The sequence below is a fragment of the Aquincola tertiaricarbonis genome (genome assembly GCF_000969605.1).
In the GTDB taxonomy this organism is placed as follows: Bacteria; Pseudomonadota; Gammaproteobacteria; order Burkholderiales; family Burkholderiaceae_C; genus Aquincola; species Aquincola tertiaricarbonis.
Map to the genome: position 1 here is coordinate 26,358 of NZ_JZUE01000002.1, position 15,705 is coordinate 42,062.

The 15,705-nt window shown below is 71.1% G+C and carries 15 protein-coding genes; 5 read left to right on the plus strand and 10 right to left on the minus strand.

Annotation, left to right across the window (positions count from 1 at the left end; translation table 11 throughout):
- Positions 1-67 precede the first annotated feature (67 nt).
- From adk to VO99_RS02645, 6 genes are all read right to left on the minus strand, one after another.
- The gene (gene adk, locus VO99_RS02620; protein WP_046111266.1) at positions 68-721 is read right to left on the minus strand and encodes an adenylate kinase; all 654 of its coding nucleotides are present in this window, start codon (positions 719-721) and stop codon (positions 68-70) included.
- Between the two features lie 120 nt (positions 722-841).
- Positions 842-1,633, minus strand: a complete 792-nt coding sequence (gene kdsB / locus VO99_RS02625) for a 3-deoxy-manno-octulosonate cytidylyltransferase (RefSeq protein ID WP_046111267.1) — start codon at positions 1,631-1,633, stop codon at positions 842-844.
- Entirely contained in the window at positions 1,630-1,812 is a 183-nt protein-coding gene (locus VO99_RS02630) for a Trm112 family protein (RefSeq protein WP_046111268.1), read from the minus strand. The genes kdsB and VO99_RS02630 overlap by 4 nt, the downstream gene beginning before the upstream one ends.
- A complete protein-coding gene (gene lpxK / locus VO99_RS02635; protein WP_046111513.1) occupies positions 1,809-2,867 on the minus strand; it encodes a tetraacyldisaccharide 4'-kinase in 1,059 nt (352 codons plus the stop codon). Before lpxK ends, VO99_RS02630 begins: the two co-directional genes overlap by 4 nt.
- 44 nt (positions 2,868-2,911) lie before the next feature.
- The gene (locus tag VO99_RS02640) at positions 2,912-3,379 is read right to left on the minus strand and encodes an ExbD/TolR family protein (RefSeq protein WP_046111269.1); all 468 of its coding nucleotides are present in this window, start codon (positions 3,377-3,379) and stop codon (positions 2,912-2,914) included.
- Positions 3,376-4,026, minus strand: coding sequence for a MotA/TolQ/ExbB proton channel family protein (locus VO99_RS02645; RefSeq protein ID WP_046111270.1), 651 nt, complete (start codon positions 4,024-4,026; stop codon positions 3,376-3,378). Before VO99_RS02645 ends, VO99_RS02640 begins: the two co-directional genes overlap by 4 nt.
- Positions 4,027-4,410: 384 nt before the next feature.
- Between VO99_RS02645 and xseA the strand changes: the two genes are divergently transcribed.
- Together xseA and VO99_RS02655 are read left to right on the plus strand one after the other, a co-directional pair.
- Positions 4,411-5,796 (plus strand): exodeoxyribonuclease VII large subunit, encoded by a 1,386-nt coding sequence (gene xseA, locus VO99_RS02650; RefSeq protein WP_046111271.1) that lies wholly within the window; start codon positions 4,411-4,413, stop codon positions 5,794-5,796.
- Positions 5,797-5,900: 104 nt separating this feature from the next.
- Complete coding sequence (locus VO99_RS02655) at positions 5,901-6,482, plus strand: superoxide dismutase (protein WP_046111272.1); 582 nt, start codon at positions 5,901-5,903, stop codon at positions 6,480-6,482.
- 2 nt (positions 6,483-6,484) lie between these two features.
- On the opposite strand, the gene VO99_RS02660 is transcribed toward VO99_RS02655, so the two are convergent.
- Both VO99_RS02660 and VO99_RS02665 read right to left on the minus strand, forming a co-directional pair.
- Complete coding sequence (locus VO99_RS02660) at positions 6,485-7,543, minus strand: DUF72 domain-containing protein (protein ID WP_046111273.1); 1,059 nt, start codon at positions 7,541-7,543, stop codon at positions 6,485-6,487.
- Positions 7,540-8,169 carry a TetR family transcriptional regulator gene (locus VO99_RS02665; protein WP_046111274.1) on the minus strand — a complete coding sequence of 210 codons (630 nt, stop codon included), beginning with the start codon at positions 8,167-8,169 and terminating at the stop codon, positions 7,540-7,542. The genes VO99_RS02660 and VO99_RS02665 overlap by 4 nt, the downstream gene beginning before the upstream one ends.
- A gap of 160 nt (positions 8,170-8,329) precedes the next feature.
- On the opposite strand from VO99_RS02665, the gene VO99_RS02670 reads away from it, so the two are divergent.
- From VO99_RS02670 to VO99_RS02680, 3 genes are read left to right on the plus strand one after another with little or no spacing between them, the layout of a single operon-like run.
- The gene (locus VO99_RS02670) at positions 8,330-9,577 is read left to right on the plus strand and encodes an efflux RND transporter periplasmic adaptor subunit (protein ID WP_198156847.1); all 1,248 of its coding nucleotides are present in this window, start codon (positions 8,330-8,332) and stop codon (positions 9,575-9,577) included.
- Between the two features lie 30 nt (positions 9,578-9,607).
- On the plus strand, positions 9,608-12,787 hold the full coding sequence (locus VO99_RS02675) for an efflux RND transporter permease subunit (protein WP_046111276.1): 3,180 nt from the start codon (positions 9,608-9,610) through the stop codon (positions 12,785-12,787).
- A gap of 11 nt (positions 12,788-12,798) precedes the next feature.
- On the plus strand, positions 12,799-14,217 hold the full coding sequence (locus tag VO99_RS02680; protein ID WP_046111277.1) for an efflux transporter outer membrane subunit: 1,419 nt from the start codon (positions 12,799-12,801) through the stop codon (positions 14,215-14,217).
- A gap of 6 nt (positions 14,218-14,223) precedes the next feature.
- Here VO99_RS02680 and VO99_RS02685 read toward each other — a convergent pair whose 3' ends face one another.
- On the minus strand, positions 14,224-15,450 hold the full coding sequence (locus VO99_RS02685; protein WP_198156848.1) for an amino acid permease: 1,227 nt from the start codon (positions 15,448-15,450) through the stop codon (positions 14,224-14,226).
- Complete coding sequence (locus tag VO99_RS30730) at positions 15,408-15,683, minus strand: hypothetical protein (RefSeq protein WP_198156849.1); 276 nt, start codon at positions 15,681-15,683, stop codon at positions 15,408-15,410. The genes VO99_RS02685 and VO99_RS30730 overlap by 43 nt, the downstream gene beginning before the upstream one ends.
- Between the last annotated feature and the right edge of the window lie 22 nt (positions 15,684-15,705).

The following is a 15,705-nucleotide window of genomic DNA, read 5'->3' on the forward strand; positions in this document are numbered from 1 at the left end:
GATGACAGTCCTGGAATGGAAAACGCCGCCCGCAGGCGGCATTCGTCGGTGAGCGGCAGGCGGGCCTTCAGCCTAGCGCCTGCAGTGCGCGGGCGGTGATCTCGTCCACCGTGCCGGTGCCGCTGATCTTGCTGTAGCGCGGGGCCTGGGCATCGCCGGTGGCGGCCCATTGGCTGTAGTAGTCCACCAGCGGGCGCGTGAGGCTCTGGTAGACCTCCAGGCGCTTCTTGACGGTCTCTTCCTTGTCGTCCTCGCGCTGCACCAGGTCCTCGCCGGTGACGTCGTCCTTGCCGGCCACCTTGGGCGGGTTGTACTTGACGTGGTAGGTGCGGCCCGAGGGCTGGTGCGTGCGGCGGCCGCTCATGCGCTCGATGATGGCTTCGTGCGGCACGTCGATCTCCAGCACGGCGTCGATCTTGACGCCGGCCGCGCGCATGGCTTCGGCCTGCGGGATGGTGCGCGGGAAGCCGTCGAACAGGAAGCCCTTGGCGCAATCGGGCTGTGCGATGCGTTCCTTGACGAGGGCGATGATGAGGTCGTCGCTGACCAGGCCGCCGGCGTCCATCACCTTCTTCGCTTCGATGCCCAGCGGCGTGCCGGCCTTGACGGCGGCGCGCAGCATGTCACCGGTGGAGACCTGCGGGATGCCGTACTTCTGGCACAGGAAGGTGGCTTGGGTTCCTTTGCCGGCACCCGGTGCCCCCAGCAGGATCAGTCTCATCGTTGTCCTCGTTTTGCGGTGTTCTACGCTGTCAGTCGTGGAAGATAACACGCACACCCCTGCGCGAAACTGACGCGCCAGGGGTGGCGGCACGGGGGCCTGGCCCCCTTCAGATGACGCTCAAAGCGCGGCCTGCGCGGCCACCAGCGCACGCACGCGCGCCAGGTCTTCGGGCGTGTCCACACCCGCGGCAGGCGCGGCGGCGCTGCAGTGCACGGCGATGCGTTCGCCATGCCACAGCACCCGCAGCTGCTCCAGCGCCTCGATGGTTTCCAGCGGCGATGCGGCCAGCGTGGGAAAGCTGCGGAGGAAGCCCGCGCGGTAGCCGTAGATGCCCACATGGCGCAGCGCCGGCGGTGCGGGCGGCAGCGGCAGGGCGGGTGCGCCGGGGTGGCTGCCATCGCGCCACCAGGGCAGCGGCGCGCGGCTGAAGTACAGCGCACGCGACTGCGCATCCAGCACCACCTTGACCACGTTCGGATTGGCCAGGTCGGCCACGCTGTCGATGGCATGGGCGGCGGTGCTCATCACGCAGTCGCTGCGCAGCTGCAGCTGCTCGACGCAGGCGGTGATCAGGCCCGGGTCGATCAAGGGTTCGTCGCCCTGCACGTTGACCACGATGTGGTCGCCGTCCAGCCCCAGCTGCTCGCAAGCCTCGGCCAGGCGGTCGCTGCCGCTGGCATGGTCGGCGCGCGTGAGCAGGGCGCGCACGCCGTGGGCTTCGCAGGCCTTCAGGATCTCGGCGTCGTCCGCGGCCACCACCACCTGGGCGGCGCCGGCCAGCGCGGCGCGCTGCGCCGCGCGCACCACCATCGGCAGGCCGCCGATGTCGGCCAGCGGCTTGCGCGGCAGGCGCGTGGAGGCCAGCCGGGCGGGTATCAGCACGGTGAAGGGGGCGGCGGCGGCGCTCATTCCAGGTTGCGCGCTTCGCCTTCCAGCATCACCGGCAGGCCATCGCGGATCGGGAAGGCCAGGCGGTCGGCGCGGCAGGCCAGCTCGGCGGGTTGGCTGGCGTCGTCGCGCAGCATTTCGAGCGGGCCCTTGCAAACGGGGCACACCAGCAGGTCGATCAGGCGATGGTCGAGCGTCATGGGGCAGGTGGGGCGGGGCAGCCCGAAGGGGGCGGAGGCAGCAGCGGCTGCAGGGCCGCGGCCAGGCCGGGCGGAAGCGGGAAGTCTAGCGTGGCCACCCACACCCGCTGGCCCGGCGGCAGGCGATCGGGCCGCAGCTTCACCGCGTCCTTTTCGGTGATCACCACCTCGGCGTCCCGCGGCCAGGGCAGGGTGGCGAAGTCATGGTGGTCGGGCAGCGGCAGGCGCTCGATGGCCAAGCCCGCGGCTTCCAGCATGCCGAAGAAGCGCTCGGGCGAAGCGATGCCCGCCGCCGCATGCAGCGGCCGGCCTTGCAACGCGTGCAGCGGCTGCGCGGCGCCGTCGGTGGCGGCCCACCAGTCGGCCAGCGGCGTGACGCCGGCCAGCGATCGGCGCGCCAGGAAGCCCGGCAGCGGCGTGCTGGCGGCCGGCGCGTTGTACAGCACCAGGGTGCGCGGCGGGAGGGCCGGCGGCAGCGGCTCGCGCAGCGGGCCGGCGGGCAGCAGCAGGCCGTTGCCGGCGCCGCGCTCGTCGAACACCACCAGCTGCACGTCGCGCCGCAGCCGGTGGTGCTGCAGGCCGTCGTCGGACACCACGATGTCCACCGCCGGATGCGCCGCGCGCAGCGCCGCCAGCGTGGCCACGCGGTCGGCACCCACCCACACCGGCACGCCGGTGCGCAGCTGGATCAGCAGCGGCTCGTCGCCACCGTGGGCGGCACCCAGGCCGGGCTGCACCTGGGCCACCGCGTCGGTGCCACGGCCATAGCCGCGGGAGATCACGCCGGGCGTCCAGCCCGTGTCACGCAGCCAGCGCACGAGCGCGATGACGCTGGGCGTCTTGCCGGCACCGCCGACGATCAGGTTGCCCACCACCACCACCGGCACTTCGCCGGGACCGCGGTCGGCCGGCGCGGCATTGCGGCGGCGGTGCAGCGCCGCCAGGCCCCGGTAGAGCCAGCTCAGCGGCTGCAGCAGCCGCGCGCCGAGGGTAGGGCGAGGCCGCCACCACTGGCGTTGCAGCCAGGCGGCCAGCGCGCCGCCATGTGCAGGCAGGCTCACGCGCGGGCTCCAGCAGGCCGGTGCACGGGCTTGCGCCTTCAGCGCCCGGCCGGTGCCGCGGTGGGGACGCCGGTGTCCGCGCCGGGGGCAGCCTGGGTGGCGAAGGTGACGCGCGGCAGGCCGGCGCGGCGGGCCGCGTCCAGCACGTTCACCACCGACTGGTGCGCCGCGCTGGCATCGGCCGAGACGATGACCACCGGCCCCGGGCCGGCCGCGCCCAGCGCCGACGCCGCGCGGCTCATCGCGCCGGCCAGGCCTTCCACGCTGCGGCCGGGCAGCGGCTCGCCGTTGATGGCATAGCGGCCATCGGCGGCCACCGAGACCAGCACCTCGTCCGGGCGCTCGCGCATCGGCTCGGCCTGGGCCACCGGCAGGCTCACCTGCAGCTCGGTGAAGCGGGTGTAGGTGGTGGACAGCATGAGAAAGATCAGCACCACCAGCAGCACGTCGATGAACGGGATGAGGTTGATGTCCGGCTCCTCGCGCCGCGGCCGGCGGAAGTTCATGCCGGCGTGCGCACCGCAAAGCGCATCAGGTGCGGCACCAGGCGCTCGGCGGCCTGCTCCAGGTCCAGCGCATATTCGTCCACCCGGCCGCGGAAGTAGCGGTAGAACATCAGCGACGGGATGGCCACGATCAGGCCGAACGCGGTGTTGTAGAGCGCGATGGAGATGCCGTGCGCCATCTGCACCGGGTTGGCGCCGGCGCCCGCGGCCAGCGCGGTGCCCGGGGCCTGGGCGCCGAAGATCTCGATCATGCCCACCACCGTGCCCAGCAGCCCCAGCAGCGGCGCCGCGGTGGCGATGGTGCCCAGGGTGTTCAGGTAGCGCTCCAGCCGGTGCAGCGCGATGCGGCCGGCGCCTTCCAGCGACTGGCGCAGCGCTTCCTCCGTGATGCGCGGCTCCGCGATCACGCTGCGCAGCCCGGCGGCCAGCACCTGGCCCAGCGCGCTGTTGCCGCCAAGCCGGTTGACCACGTCCGGGCCCGGCAGATTGGAGCGGGTGAGGGTGAGCACCTCGTCCAGCAGCCGCGGCGGCGCCACCCGTGCCGGCCGCAGGCTGGAGAACCGTTCGATGACCAGGGCCAGCGCCACCACGGAGCAGACCAGCAACGGCCAGATCGGCCAACCCGCGGCTTGTATGATCGAAATCACGCTTCTTCCAGGGAATGCGCCGGCTGCCACAGGGGCGCCGGCCGTGAAGAGAGGCGCGATTATGGGCCCTGCCTCCCCACGTTCCGGGCCTTGCGCACAGCGCTTCGGTTCGCTGCGCGGCGGCCCATCCGCCGCGCACCCGCTTGACAAACCATCAATCCACGGCTGCTGTGGATAACTTTGTGGGCAAGTGCCTGATGGCGTCCGCAAAGGCTTGAAATCATTGGGCCGCGCACAGATTGCTGCAAATTTAGGCACATAAATAGTGTTCAAAATCAAGCACTTACTTGAGTATGACGGCCTGGTGACAGGCGTTTGGGGCCGCCAGCCCAGCAACGGCGCGCTTGTGGAGTTCTCGCACCGCGCCAGCCGGGCGCTGGCGGCATGAACCGGCCCTTCGGCGCACTGCCGGCGCGCACGGTGTGGGGCGTGTCCGCGCTGCTGCTGGCCGCGGGCGATGCGCTGGCAGCGCGCTTCGGCTCGGTTTCGGTTCGCGGCGAACTCTCCGGCTACACCCGCGCGGCCAGCGGCCACTGCTACTTCACGCTGAAGGATGCCGACGGTGCCACCGGCACCCTGCGCTGCGCGATGTTCCGCCGCGCGGCGGTGCTGCTGGACTTCCAGCCGCGCGACGGCCAGCAGGTGGAGCTGCGCGGCCGCATGGCGGTGTACGAGGCGCGCGGCGAGCTGCAGCTGGTGGTGGAGTCGATGCAGCAGGTGGGCGCCGGCAGCCTGTACGAGCAGTTCCTGAGGCTGAAGGCCCGCCTGGAGGCGCAGGGCCTGTTCAGCACCGAACGCAAGCGGCCGCTGCCGCCGTTCCCGCAGCGGGTGGGCGTCATCACCTCGATGGGGGCAGCCGCGCTGCACGACGTGCTCACCGCGCTGCAGCGGCGCGCGCCGCAGGTGGAGGTGATCGTCTATCCGAGCCTGGTGCAAGGGCCGGAGGCGCCGGCCTCGCTGGTGGCGGCGCTCACCCGCGCGGCGCAGCGCAACGAGGTGGACACGCTCATCCTGTGCCGCGGTGGCGGCTCGCTGGAAGACCTCTGGGCCTTCAACGACGAGCGCGTGGTGCGGGCGGTGGCCGATTCGCCGATTCCGCTGGTGTGCGGCGTCGGCCATGAGACCGACGTCTCGCTGTGCGATTTCGCGGCCGACCTGCGCGCGCCCACGCCCACCGCCGCTGCCGAGCTGGTGTCGCCGGCGCGGATGGATTCCCTGGCCCGGCTGGCCGCCATCGCCCACCGGCTGCAGGCCCTGGTGCACCGCCGCCTGGAGGGCCAGGCGCAGCACCTGGACCGCCGGGCCATGCAGCTGGCGCGGCCGGCGCAGGCGCTGGCCCGGCAGGCCCAGCGGCTGCAGGGCCTGGAGCACCGGCGCCAGCAGGCGCTGCGCCAGGTGCTGCAGCAGCAGGCGCTGGCGCAGCAGCAGGCCGGCGCGCGGCTGCACCGGGCGCTGGCCCAGCACTTCGGCCGGGCCGAAGCCCGGCTGCAGAACCTGGCCGAGCGCCTGCCGCGGGCGCCGCAACCGGCGCTGGCGCGGGCCGAGGCCCGGCTAGGCGCGCTGGCCGGCCGGCTGCAGGCGCTGGACCCGGCGCGGGTGCTGCAGCGCGGCTATGCCTGGGTGACCGGCGAGGACGGCCATGCCGTCACTTCCGCCGCTGCGCTGCAGCCGGGCTCGCGCATCGCCGCGGTGTTTGCCGACGGCCGCGCCGACGCGCTGGTGCAGACGGTGCACGCCGAGCGACGACCAACTCCCGACACGCCTGTGTGACATGCTGCCTTGACGGCGCGCCGCCTTTGGCGTGCTGCCTACAATGCGGCCGCCAAACCGCTCCCACCCGTCGGTAAGACCGGCTCAACAACGAGGAAATCTTCATGGAACGAGTGCTGCCCCCCCTGCCTTACGCGATCGACGCGCTGGCACCGCACTACAGCCAAGAGACGCTCGAGTTCCACCACGGCAAGCATCACAACGCCTACGTGGTGAACCTGAACAACCTGCAAAAGGGCACCGAGTTCGAAGCGATGGAACTCGAGGACGTCATCAAGAAGTCGTCCGGCGGCATCTACAACAACGCCGCCCAGATCTGGAACCACACCTTCTTCTGGAGCTGCATGAAGCCGCAAGGCGGTGGCGAGCCCACCGGCGCGCTGGCCGATGCGATCAATGCCAAGTGGGGCAGCTACGCCGCCTTCAAGGAAGCCTTCGTCAAGAGCGCCGTGGGCAACTTCGGCTCCGGCTGGACCTGGCTGGTGAAGAAGGGCGACGGCTCGGTGGACATCGTCAACATGGGCGCCGCCGGCACCCCGCTGACCACCGGCGACACCCCGCTGCTGACGGTCGACGTGTGGGAACACGCCTATTACATCGACTACCGCAATGCCCGCCCGAAGTTCGTCGAGACCTTCTTCGACAAGCTGGTGAACTGGGACTTCGCGGCGAAGAACTTCGCCTGACGTCAGCGCGGTGCCTCGGCCTGGCGCAGCACTTCCTGCGCCAGCGCCAGCACCGACAGAGGGGCCGAGCCTTCGGCCTTGTTGTTGATCGTCACGAGCACGCCGTGGCCCGCGCCCAGCGTGCCGACGATCACCCGGGCCAGCGCCGTGCGCGTGGCCTCGTCCGGCTGCTGCATGCGGTCGAAGGGCGCCCAGGCGTCCTTGGCCTGCGCATAGCGCTGGCCCCGCTGCAGGTTCCAGCGGCACACCAGGTCGCCCGGCCACGTCGCCCGCAGCATCGGCAGCTGCTGCGCCATCGGCGGCATGCGGTCGTGCAGGCCGGCGCAGTAGCGCACGCCGTGCGACTGCAGCAGCCCGGCCAGCGCGGGCGTCAGCAGCGCGGCGTTGCGCAGCTCCAGCGCCACCACCGTGTGCTGCAGGCGTGCATCGGCCCGCAGCGCGGGCATCAGCACCTGCCATAGCCTGTCCAGTGCTTCGTGCAGCCGTGGCTCGTCGGCCAGCCAGTCGGCCGGCAATGGCGACAGCTGGAACACCAGCGCGCCCAGCGTCGGGCCCAGGCCCTGCACGGCAGGCAGCAAGACCTCCTGCAGCGCTCGCTGTGCATCGAGGAAGCAGGGGTTGGCGTGCACCGGCTTGCCGCTGCCCGGCTCGCGCAGCAGTGCGTCGGTGACCAGCGCCGGCGCCTTGACCACGAAGCGGAAATCGGCCGGCACCTGCGCGGCCAGGCCGGCGTAGGTGGCCGCATCCAGCGGGCGGTAGAACGCCCGGTCCAGGCTGACGGTGCGCAGCAGCGGATGGCAGTGGTAGGCCGTCAAGCCGCGGCGGGCCAGCACCGGCGCGCCATACGCCCGGCCCCACACCAGGCCCTGCCAGCCGGGAAAGCTCCAGGACGAGGTGCCCAGCCGCAAGCGGCCGCCGAAGCGCTGCTGCAGCCGGTCGGCCAGCGACACCAGCTCGGGCGAGGGGACCGCCGCCTGCAGCGGGGCTGCGGCCTCCGGCTCCGCGGCCGGCTCATCGCCAAACAGCGACGGCGTGCCGGCCGCCGGCGGCACCGGCTTCACACGGCCGGCGGCAGTGCCGCGGCACCGCGCAGGAAGATGTCCACGGTGATGGCGCCGGTGGCCTCCAGGTCGAAGGCCTCGCGGTCCAGCAGCCAGTTGTGCAGCAGGCCGTCGACCACCGCATGCAGCCCCAGCGCCAGCTGCCGCGCCGGCACCGCGGCAGGCACCTCGCCGGCGGCCTGCGCCTGCTCGAACATCTCGGCCAGCTCGGCCACGTGGCCGCCGCGCACTTCCAGGTGGCGGTCGCGCACGGCCATCAGCTCGTCCACGTACTCCACCTTCTGCGTGGCGATCTCGATCACGCGGCGGGCGCGCTCATCGTGCGCCACCAGGTGGAACACCTCCTGCAGATGGGCCCGAAGGCCGGCCAGTCCGGTGCCCCCGGCGCCAGCGCAGGCCCTGGGGCCGCTGTCCTCCACCGGCATGCACACCCGGTCCATCATGGTGGTGAAGACGTCGGCCTTGTCCTTGAAATGCCAGTACACCGCGCCGCGGGTGACGCCGGCGGCCTGGGCGATGTCGTGCAGCGAGGTTCGCGAGACGCCCTGGCGATGGAACAGCAGCTCCGCCGCGTCCAGAATGCTGGCGCGGGTGGCGAGGGCTTCTTCCTTTGTCTTGCGGACCATGTGTTCGGCGGCGGCGTGAGGGAGGGTGGCGCATACATTCTAGGCTGTATGTATACTGGCGCCCGTTCTGGCTCCGGGTATACCCGCAGCCCTCCCGGCTTCTCCCCAGAAAAACTTTCCAAGGACGTGCATCGTGATGCGACGAGAGTCAGCTGTTGCTATGTTTTTCGGCGCATCGCAACGCGCCCGCACCCCGGGCGCCGCCCTGGCCGTGATCGGCTTGGCAGTGTTGCTGGCCGCCTGCGGCAAGAAGGAAGAGGCCGCCGCCGCGGGCGGGCCGGGCGGCGGCATGCCGCCGGCCACCGTCGGCGTGGTTGCGGTGCAGCCGCAGTCCGTGGGCCTGGTCACCGAGCTGCCGGGCCGGCTGGAAGCCTCCCGCGTGGCCGAGGTGCGTGCCCGCGCCGCCGGCATCCTGCAGAAGCGGCTGTTCCGCGAAGGCAGCGACGTGAAGGCTGGCCAGCCGCTGTTCCAGATCGACTCCGCGCCGTATGAAGCGGCGCTGGCCAGCGCGCAGGCCTCGCTGGCGCGTGCCGAGGCCAACGTGGCGCAGACCAAGGCGCAGGCCGAGCGCTATGCGCCGCTGGTGGAAGCCAATGCCATCAGCAAGCAGGAATACGTGAATGCCGTGGCGGCCCAGAAGCAGGCCGAGGCCGACGTGGCCGTGGCCCGCGCCTCGGTCAAGACGGCCAGCATCAACCGCGGCTATGCGGCGGTGACGGCGCCGATCTCCGGCCGCATCGGCCGCGCGCTGGTGACCGAAGGCGCGCTGGTGGGCCAGGGCGAGCCCACGCCGCTGGCGGTGGTGCAGCAGATCAACCCGATGTACGTCAACTTCACGCAGTCGGCCACCGAGGTGCTGAACCTGCGCCGCGCGCTGGCCGCCGGCAAGGTGAGCCAGGCTGGAGGCGACCAGTCGGCCGTGGTGCACATCCTGATGGACGACGGCAGCGAGTACGGCCGCACCGGCCGGCTGCTGTTCTCCGACCTGACCGTGGACCAGACCAGTGGCCAGGTGACGCTGCGTGCCGAGGTGCCCAACCCTGACGGCCTGCTGCTGCCCGGGATGTACGTGCGGGTGCGCATCGAGCAGGCGCAGCTGAAGCAGGCCATCCTGCTGCCGCAGCAGGCCGTCACCCGCGCGGCCACCGGCGACACGGTGCTGGTGGTGGGTCCGGACAACAAGCCCGCGCCGCGGCCGGTCAAGCTGGGCCAGAACCAGAACAACCAGTGGATCGTGCTGGAAGGCCTGAAGCCCGGCGAGCAGGTCATCGTCGACGGCTTCCAGAAGATGATGGTGCCCGGCGCGCCGGTCAAGCCGGTGCCGTGGACCCCGGGTGCCGCGTCGGCGCCGGCGGGCTCGGCCCCCGCTTCCGCCCCGCAAGGCGCCGCCAGCGCCGCCAGCAAGTAAGCCCTCGCGGCAGAGCAACGAGGGACCTCCATGGCCAAATTCTTCATCGATCGCCCGATCTTCGCGTGGGTGATCGCCCTGTTCATCCTGGTGCTCGGCGGCGTGGCGATCAAGCAGCTGCCGATCGCCCAGTACCCGACGGTGGCGCCGCCGGCCATCGTCATCAACACCGCCTACCCGGGCGCCTCCGCGCAGACGCTGGAGGACTCCGTGCTCAGCGTGATCGAGCGCGAGATGAACGGCTCGCCGGGCCTGATCTACATGGAGTCGGTGGCCCAGGCCGACGGCACCGGCGCCATCACCATCACCTTCGAGCCGGGCACCAACCCCGAGCTGGCGCAGGTGGACGTGCAGAACCGGCTGGCCCGCGCCACGCCGCGGCTGCCTTCGGCGGTGACGCAGCAGGGCGTGCGCGTGGACAAGTCGCGCAACAACTTCCTGATGTTCACCATCCTGTCGTCGGACGACCCGCGCTACGACCCCGTGGCGCTGGGCGACTACGCCTCGCGCAACGTGCTGCCCGAGCTGCAGCGGGTGCCGGGCGTGGGCCAGGCGCAGCTGTTCGGCACCGAGCGCGCGATGCGCATCTGGATCGACCCGGCCAAGCTGGTGGGCTTCAACCTGTCCACCGCCGAGGTGAACGCCGCCATCCGCGCGCAGAACGCGCAGGTGTCCTCCGGCACCATCGGCGACCTGCCGAACGTGCCCGGCCAGAGCATCTTCGCCACCGTGGTGGTGGCCGGCCAGCTCTCCACGCCGGAGCAGTTCGGCAACATCGTGCTGCGCGCCAATGCCGACGGCTCGTCGGTGCGGCTGCGCGACGTGGCCCGCATCGAGCTGGGCGGCCAGGCCTATGCCACCTCGGCGCGGCTGAACGGCCAGCCGTCCACCGGCATCGGCATCCAGCTCTCGCCCACCGGCAATGCGCTGCAGACGGCCGAGGCGGTGCGCAACCGCATGGCCGAGCTGTCGAAGTTCTTCCCCGCCGGCGTCAAGTACGAGATCCCGTACGACACCTCGCGCTTCGTCAGCATCTCCATCGAGCAGGTGGTGGAGACGCTGTTCGAGGCGGTGGTGCTGGTGTTCCTGGTGATGTTCCTGTTCCTGCAGAACTGGCGCTACACCATCATCCCGACCATCGTGGTGCCGGTGGCGCTGCTGGGCACCTTCGCGGTGCTGCTGGCGCTGGGCTTCTCGATCAACGTGCTGACCATGTTCGGCATGGTGCTGGTCATCGGCATCGTGGTGGACGACGCCATCGTGGTGGTGGAAAACGTCGAGCGCATCATGAGCGAGGAGGGGCTGTCGCCCCGCCAGGCCACGCGCAAGGCGATGGGCCAGATCTCCGGCGCCATCATCGGCGTGACGGTGGTGCTGATCTCGGTGTTCGTGCCGCTGGCCTTCTTCGCCGGCGCGGTGGGCAACATCTACCGCCAGTTCTCGGCGGTGATGGTGTCGGCCATCGCCTTCAGCGCCTTCCTGGCGCTGTCGCTCACCCCGGCGCTGTGCGCCACGCTGCTCAAGCCGGTGGAAGCCGGCCACCACCACGAGAAGCGCGGCTTCTTCGGCTGGTTCAACCGCAGCTTCAGCCGCACCGCCAAGGGCTACGAGGGATGGGTGCGCCGCATCCTTCACCGCGCCGGCCGGTTCATGATCATCTACCTGGCCATCGTGGTGGGCGTGGGCTGGATGTTCCTGCGCCTGCCCAACAGCTTCCTGCCCAACGAGGACCAGGGCTACATCATCGTCAACGTGCAGCTGCCCCCGGGCGCGGCGCAGAACCGCACGCTGGAGGTGATGAAGCAGGTGGAAGGCTTCATCCTCAAGCAGCCGGAGGTGCGCAGCATGGTCAGCGTGCTGGGCTTCAGCTTCTCGGGCACCGGGCAGAACGCGGCGCTGGCCTTCGTGGTGCTGAAGGACTGGCATGAACGCGAGGGCGAGAACATGAGCGCCAGTGCGCTGGCAGGCCGTGCCTTCGGCGGGCTGATGGGCATCCGCGATGCCTTCATCTTCCCGCTGAGCCCGCCGCCGATCCCCGAGCTGGGCAATGCCACCGGCTTCAACTTCCGGCTGCAGGACCGCTCGGGCCAGGGCCGGCAGGCGCTGGTCAACGCCCGCAACCAGCTGCTGGGCATGGCCCGCGGCAGCAAGCTGCTGGCCGGCGTGCGCCCCGACGGCCTGGAAGACGCGGCCCAGCTGCAGCTGGACATCGACCGCGACAAGGCCAGCGCGCTGGGCGTGACCTTCGATGCGATCAACACCGCGCTGTCCACGTCCATGGGCTCCAGCTACATCAACGACTTCCCGAACAACGGGCGGCTGCAGCGGGTGATCGTGCAGGCCGATGCGCCCCAGCGCATGCAGCCCGACGACCTGCTGCGGCTGAATGCCAGCAACAGCAAGGGCCAGCCGGTGCCGCTGTCGGCCTTCGCCACCACGCGCTGGGTCACCGGGCCGATGCAGACGGTGCGCTACAACGGCTACCCCACCATGCGCATTGCCGGTGATGCGGCGCCGGGCATCAGCACCGGCCAGGCGATGGACGAGATGGAGCGGCTGGCGCGCCAGCTGCCGCCGGGCTTCGGCTTCGAGTGGACCGGCCAGTCCCGCGAGGAAAAGCTCTCGGGCTCCACCGCCACCATCCTGTTCGCCTTCTCGCTGCTGGCGGTGTTCCTGGCGCTGGCCGCGCTGTACGAGAGCTGGTCCATCCCGGCGTCGGTGCTGCTGGTGGTGCCGCTGGGCATCCTGGGCGCACTGGCCGGCGTGTACCTGCGCGACTACCCCAACGACGTGTACTTCAAGGTCGGCCTGATCACCGTGATCGGCCTGGCGGCGAAGAACGCGATCCTGATCATCGAGTTCGCGAAGGACCTGCAGGCGCAGGGCAAGAACGTGTTCGATGCGGCGCTGGAGGCGGCCCACCTGCGCTTCCGGCCGATCATCATGACCTCGCTGGCCTTCATCCTCGGCGTGCTGCCGCTGGTGATCGCCTCCGGCGCCGGCTCGGCCAGCCAACGTGCCATCGGCACCGGCGTGATGGGCGGGATGATCGCGGCCACGGTGCTGGCGGTGTTCTTCGTGCCGTTGTTCTTCGTGGTGATCCGCCGCTTCTTCAAGGGCAGCGAGCGGCAGCGCCGCATCTATGCCCACGAACTGGACCAGGACACCCTGCCGCCCCCGATGCCTCCGCAAGCGGAGGGCCGCTCGTGAAAGTGCCCGCCATGACGTCTGACTTCTTCCGCCCGGCCACGCTGGCCGCCGCGGCCCTGGCCGCGCTGCTGGCCGGCTGCAGCTCGATGGCGCCGACCTATGAGCGCCCGGTGCCGCCGGTGGCGCCCAGCTACCCGGTCTCGGTGGCGGGCGACACCACCACCGGCACCCCGGCCGCCGACGTGCAGTGGCAGCAGTTCTTCGCCGATGCGCGCACCCGCCGGCTGATCGAGCTGGCGCTGCAGAACAACCGCGACCTGCGGGTGGCGGTGCTCAACATCGAGCGCACCCGCGCGCTGTACCAGGTGCAGCGGGCCGACCGGCTGCCGTCGGTCAGCGGCGCGGCATCGCTGAGCCGCGAGCCCAATGCGCAAGGCGACCAGACCAGCCTCTACACCGTGGGCCTGGGCATCACCAGCTACGAGCTGGACCTGTTCGGCCGCGTGCGCAGCCTGAGCGATGCAGCCCTGGCCACCTACCTGTCCACCGAGGAAGGGCGCAAGGCCGCGCAGATCAGCCTCGTCGGCTCGGTGGCGCGGGCGGCGCTGGCGGTGCAGGCCGACGAGGAGCTGCTGGCCATCACCCGCCAGACCCTGGCCACGCGGGAGGAGTCGCTGAAGCTGTCGCAGCTGCGCTTCGACAACGGGGTGTCGTCCGAGCTGGACCTGCAGCAGGCCCGCAGCCTGGTGGCCGCCGCGCGCGCCACGCTGAGCCAGCTGCAGCGCCAGCGCGAGCTGGACGAGAACGCGCTCACGCTGCTGGTGGGCCAGCCGCTGCCGGCCGACCTGCCGCCGCTGCTGTCACTGGCGGACACGCGCATGGTGGACAACCTGCCGGCCGGCCTGCCGTCGGACCTGCTGGCGCGCCGGCCCGACCTGCGCCAGGCCGAGCAGACGCTGCTGTCGGCCAATGCCAACATCGGCGCGGCGCGGGCCAACTTCTATCCGCGCATCACGCTCACCGGCACCGCGGGCACCGCCAGCAGCGAGCTGTCGGGCCTGTTCAAGAGCGGCTCCGGCGCCTGGACCTTCCTGCCGCAGATCACGCTGCCCATCTTCGATGCCGGCCGCAACCGCGCCAACCTGGACGCCAGCACCGCGGCACGCGACATCGCGGTGGCGCAGTACGAGAAGGCCATCCAGACCGCCTTCCGCGAGGTGGCCGACGCCCTGGCGGGCCGTGCCACGCTGGGCGAGCAGCTGCGGTTCCAGCAGCAGCAGGCCGATGCGGAGGCGGCGCGGCTGCGCCTGTCCGACCTGCGCTACCGCAACGGCGTGGCCAGCTACCTGGACCTGCTGGATGCGCAGCGCGCCCTGTTCACCGCCCAGCAGGCCACGGTGCAGATCCGCCTGGCCGAGCTGCAGAACCAGGTGAGCCTGTACCAGGCGCTGGGCGGCGGCTGGACCGAAGAGGCGACCGCGGCGCGCTGATGCCGCCTATCGGCGGCTGCCGGCCTGCAGCCGGGAGTGGTGCCGGCTGTAGCCCGCGTAGACCAGCGCGGCCACCGCCAGCATGCCGCCGAACAGCAGGTAGGTGGTCCGCGGCAGGCTGGCCACCAGGTACAGGCAGCAACCGATGGAGGCCAGCGGCACCAGCGGGTACAGCGGCACCCGGAAGCCCCGGTGCAGCTCGGGGCGGGTGCGGCGCAACACCATCACGCCGGCCGACACCACGGCGAACGCGATCAGCGTGCCCATGCTGGTGAGGTCCACCAGCGCATCCAGCGGCACCAGCCCGGCCAGCAGGCCGATGAACACGCACACCACCACGGTGTTGAACACCGGCGTCAGCGTGCGGGGATGCACCCGGCCGAAGGCCGCTGGCAGCATGCCGTCGCGGCTCATCGCGAACAGGATGCGGGTCTGGCCGTAGATCACGATGAGCGTCACGCTGAAGATGGACACGATGGCGCCGATGGACAGCACCACCGCCGGCCAGGCGGCCCCGGTGATCCTGGCGAGGATGACGGCCAGCCCCGCCTCCTGGCCCTGGAACTCGGTCCATGGCTGGGCGCCCAGGCCGGCCAGCGCCACCAGGATGTAGAGGGCGGTGACGATCAGCAGCGACAGCACGATGGCCAGCGGCAGGTTGCGGCGCGGGTTCTTCACTTCCTCGCCGGCGGTGGACACTGCGTCGATGCCGATGTAGGAGAAGAAGATGGACGAGGCGGCCGCTCCCACGCCCGCCATGCCCATCGGCATGAACGGTGCGAGGTGGGACGCGCTGAAGGCCGTGAAGGCGATGGCCGCGAACATCACCAGCACGGCCAGCTTGAGCAGCACCATCACCGCATTGACCGCGGCGGACTCCTGCGCGCCCCGCATCAGCAGCAGGCCGCACAACGCCACCAACAGCACCCCTGGCAGGTTGAACAGGGCACCATCCTGGCCGGGTGGCGCGCTGATGGCATGCGGCAGCTGCCAACCCCACAGCTGCTGCAGCAGCTCGTTGAGATACTGGCCCCAGCCGACCGCGATGGCTGCAGCCGAGACCCCGTATTCCAGCAGCAGGCACCAGCCCACGCCATAGGCCACCGCTTCGCCGAGCGTGGCATAGGCATACGAATAGGACGAGCCCGAGACCGGCAGCGTGGAGGCCAGCTCCGCATAACAGAGCGCCGTCAGGGCGGCGGTGATGCCGGCCAGCAGGAAGGACAGCAGCACGGCCGACCCGCCTTGGGCACCGCGCCGGTCAACACCACGAAGATGCCGGTGCCGACCGTGGCGCCCACGCCCAGCATGGTGAGCTGGAACAGGCCCATGCTGCGCCGCAGGCCCTGGCTTTCCGGCTCCTCCACGAAACTGTCGATGGGCTTGGTACGCAGCAGCCGCTGCAACAAGCTGGGCGCAGGGCGGCTGCCGGCTGCGGGCAGCGTTGGGGAAGAGGGAAGGGGCATGCGCGCGCTCCGGAGTGTTGGT

What these genes read in the sequence shown, in the direction of transcription:
- VO99_RS02680 (WP_046111277.1), top strand. Translation starts at nt 12,799, where the DNA reads ATGACGTCTGACTTCTTCCGCCCGGCCACGCTGGCCGCCGCGGCCCTG.
- VO99_RS02675 (WP_046111276.1), top strand. Translation starts at nt 9,608, where the DNA reads ATGGCCAAATTCTTCATCGATCGCCCGATCTTCGCGTGGGTGATCGCC.
- VO99_RS02630 (WP_046111268.1), bottom strand. Translation starts at nt 1,812, where the DNA reads ATGACGCTCGACCATCGCCTGATCGACCTGCTGGTGTGCCCCGTTTGC.
- VO99_RS02655 (WP_046111272.1), top strand. Translation starts at nt 5,901, where the DNA reads ATGGAACGAGTGCTGCCCCCCCTGCCTTACGCGATCGACGCGCTGGCA.
- VO99_RS02665 (WP_046111274.1), bottom strand. Translation starts at nt 8,169, where the DNA reads ATGGTCCGCAAGACAAAGGAAGAAGCCCTCGCCACCCGCGCCAGCATT.
- kdsB (WP_046111267.1), bottom strand. Translation starts at nt 1,633, where the DNA reads ATGAGCGCCGCCGCCGCCCCCTTCACCGTGCTGATACCCGCCCGGCTG.
- adk (WP_046111266.1), bottom strand. Translation starts at nt 721, where the DNA reads ATGAGACTGATCCTGCTGGGGGCACCGGGTGCCGGCAAAGGAACCCAA.
- VO99_RS02640 (WP_046111269.1), bottom strand. Translation starts at nt 3,379, where the DNA reads ATGAACTTCCGCCGGCCGCGGCGCGAGGAGCCGGACATCAACCTCATC.
- VO99_RS02670 (WP_198156847.1), top strand. Translation starts at nt 8,330, where the DNA reads ATGTTTTTCGGCGCATCGCAACGCGCCCGCACCCCGGGCGCCGCCCTG.
- VO99_RS30730 (WP_198156849.1), bottom strand. Translation starts at nt 15,683, where the DNA reads ATGCCCCTTCCCTCTTCCCCAACGCTGCCCGCAGCCGGCAGCCGCCCT.
- xseA (WP_046111271.1), top strand. Translation starts at nt 4,411, where the DNA reads ATGAACCGGCCCTTCGGCGCACTGCCGGCGCGCACGGTGTGGGGCGTG.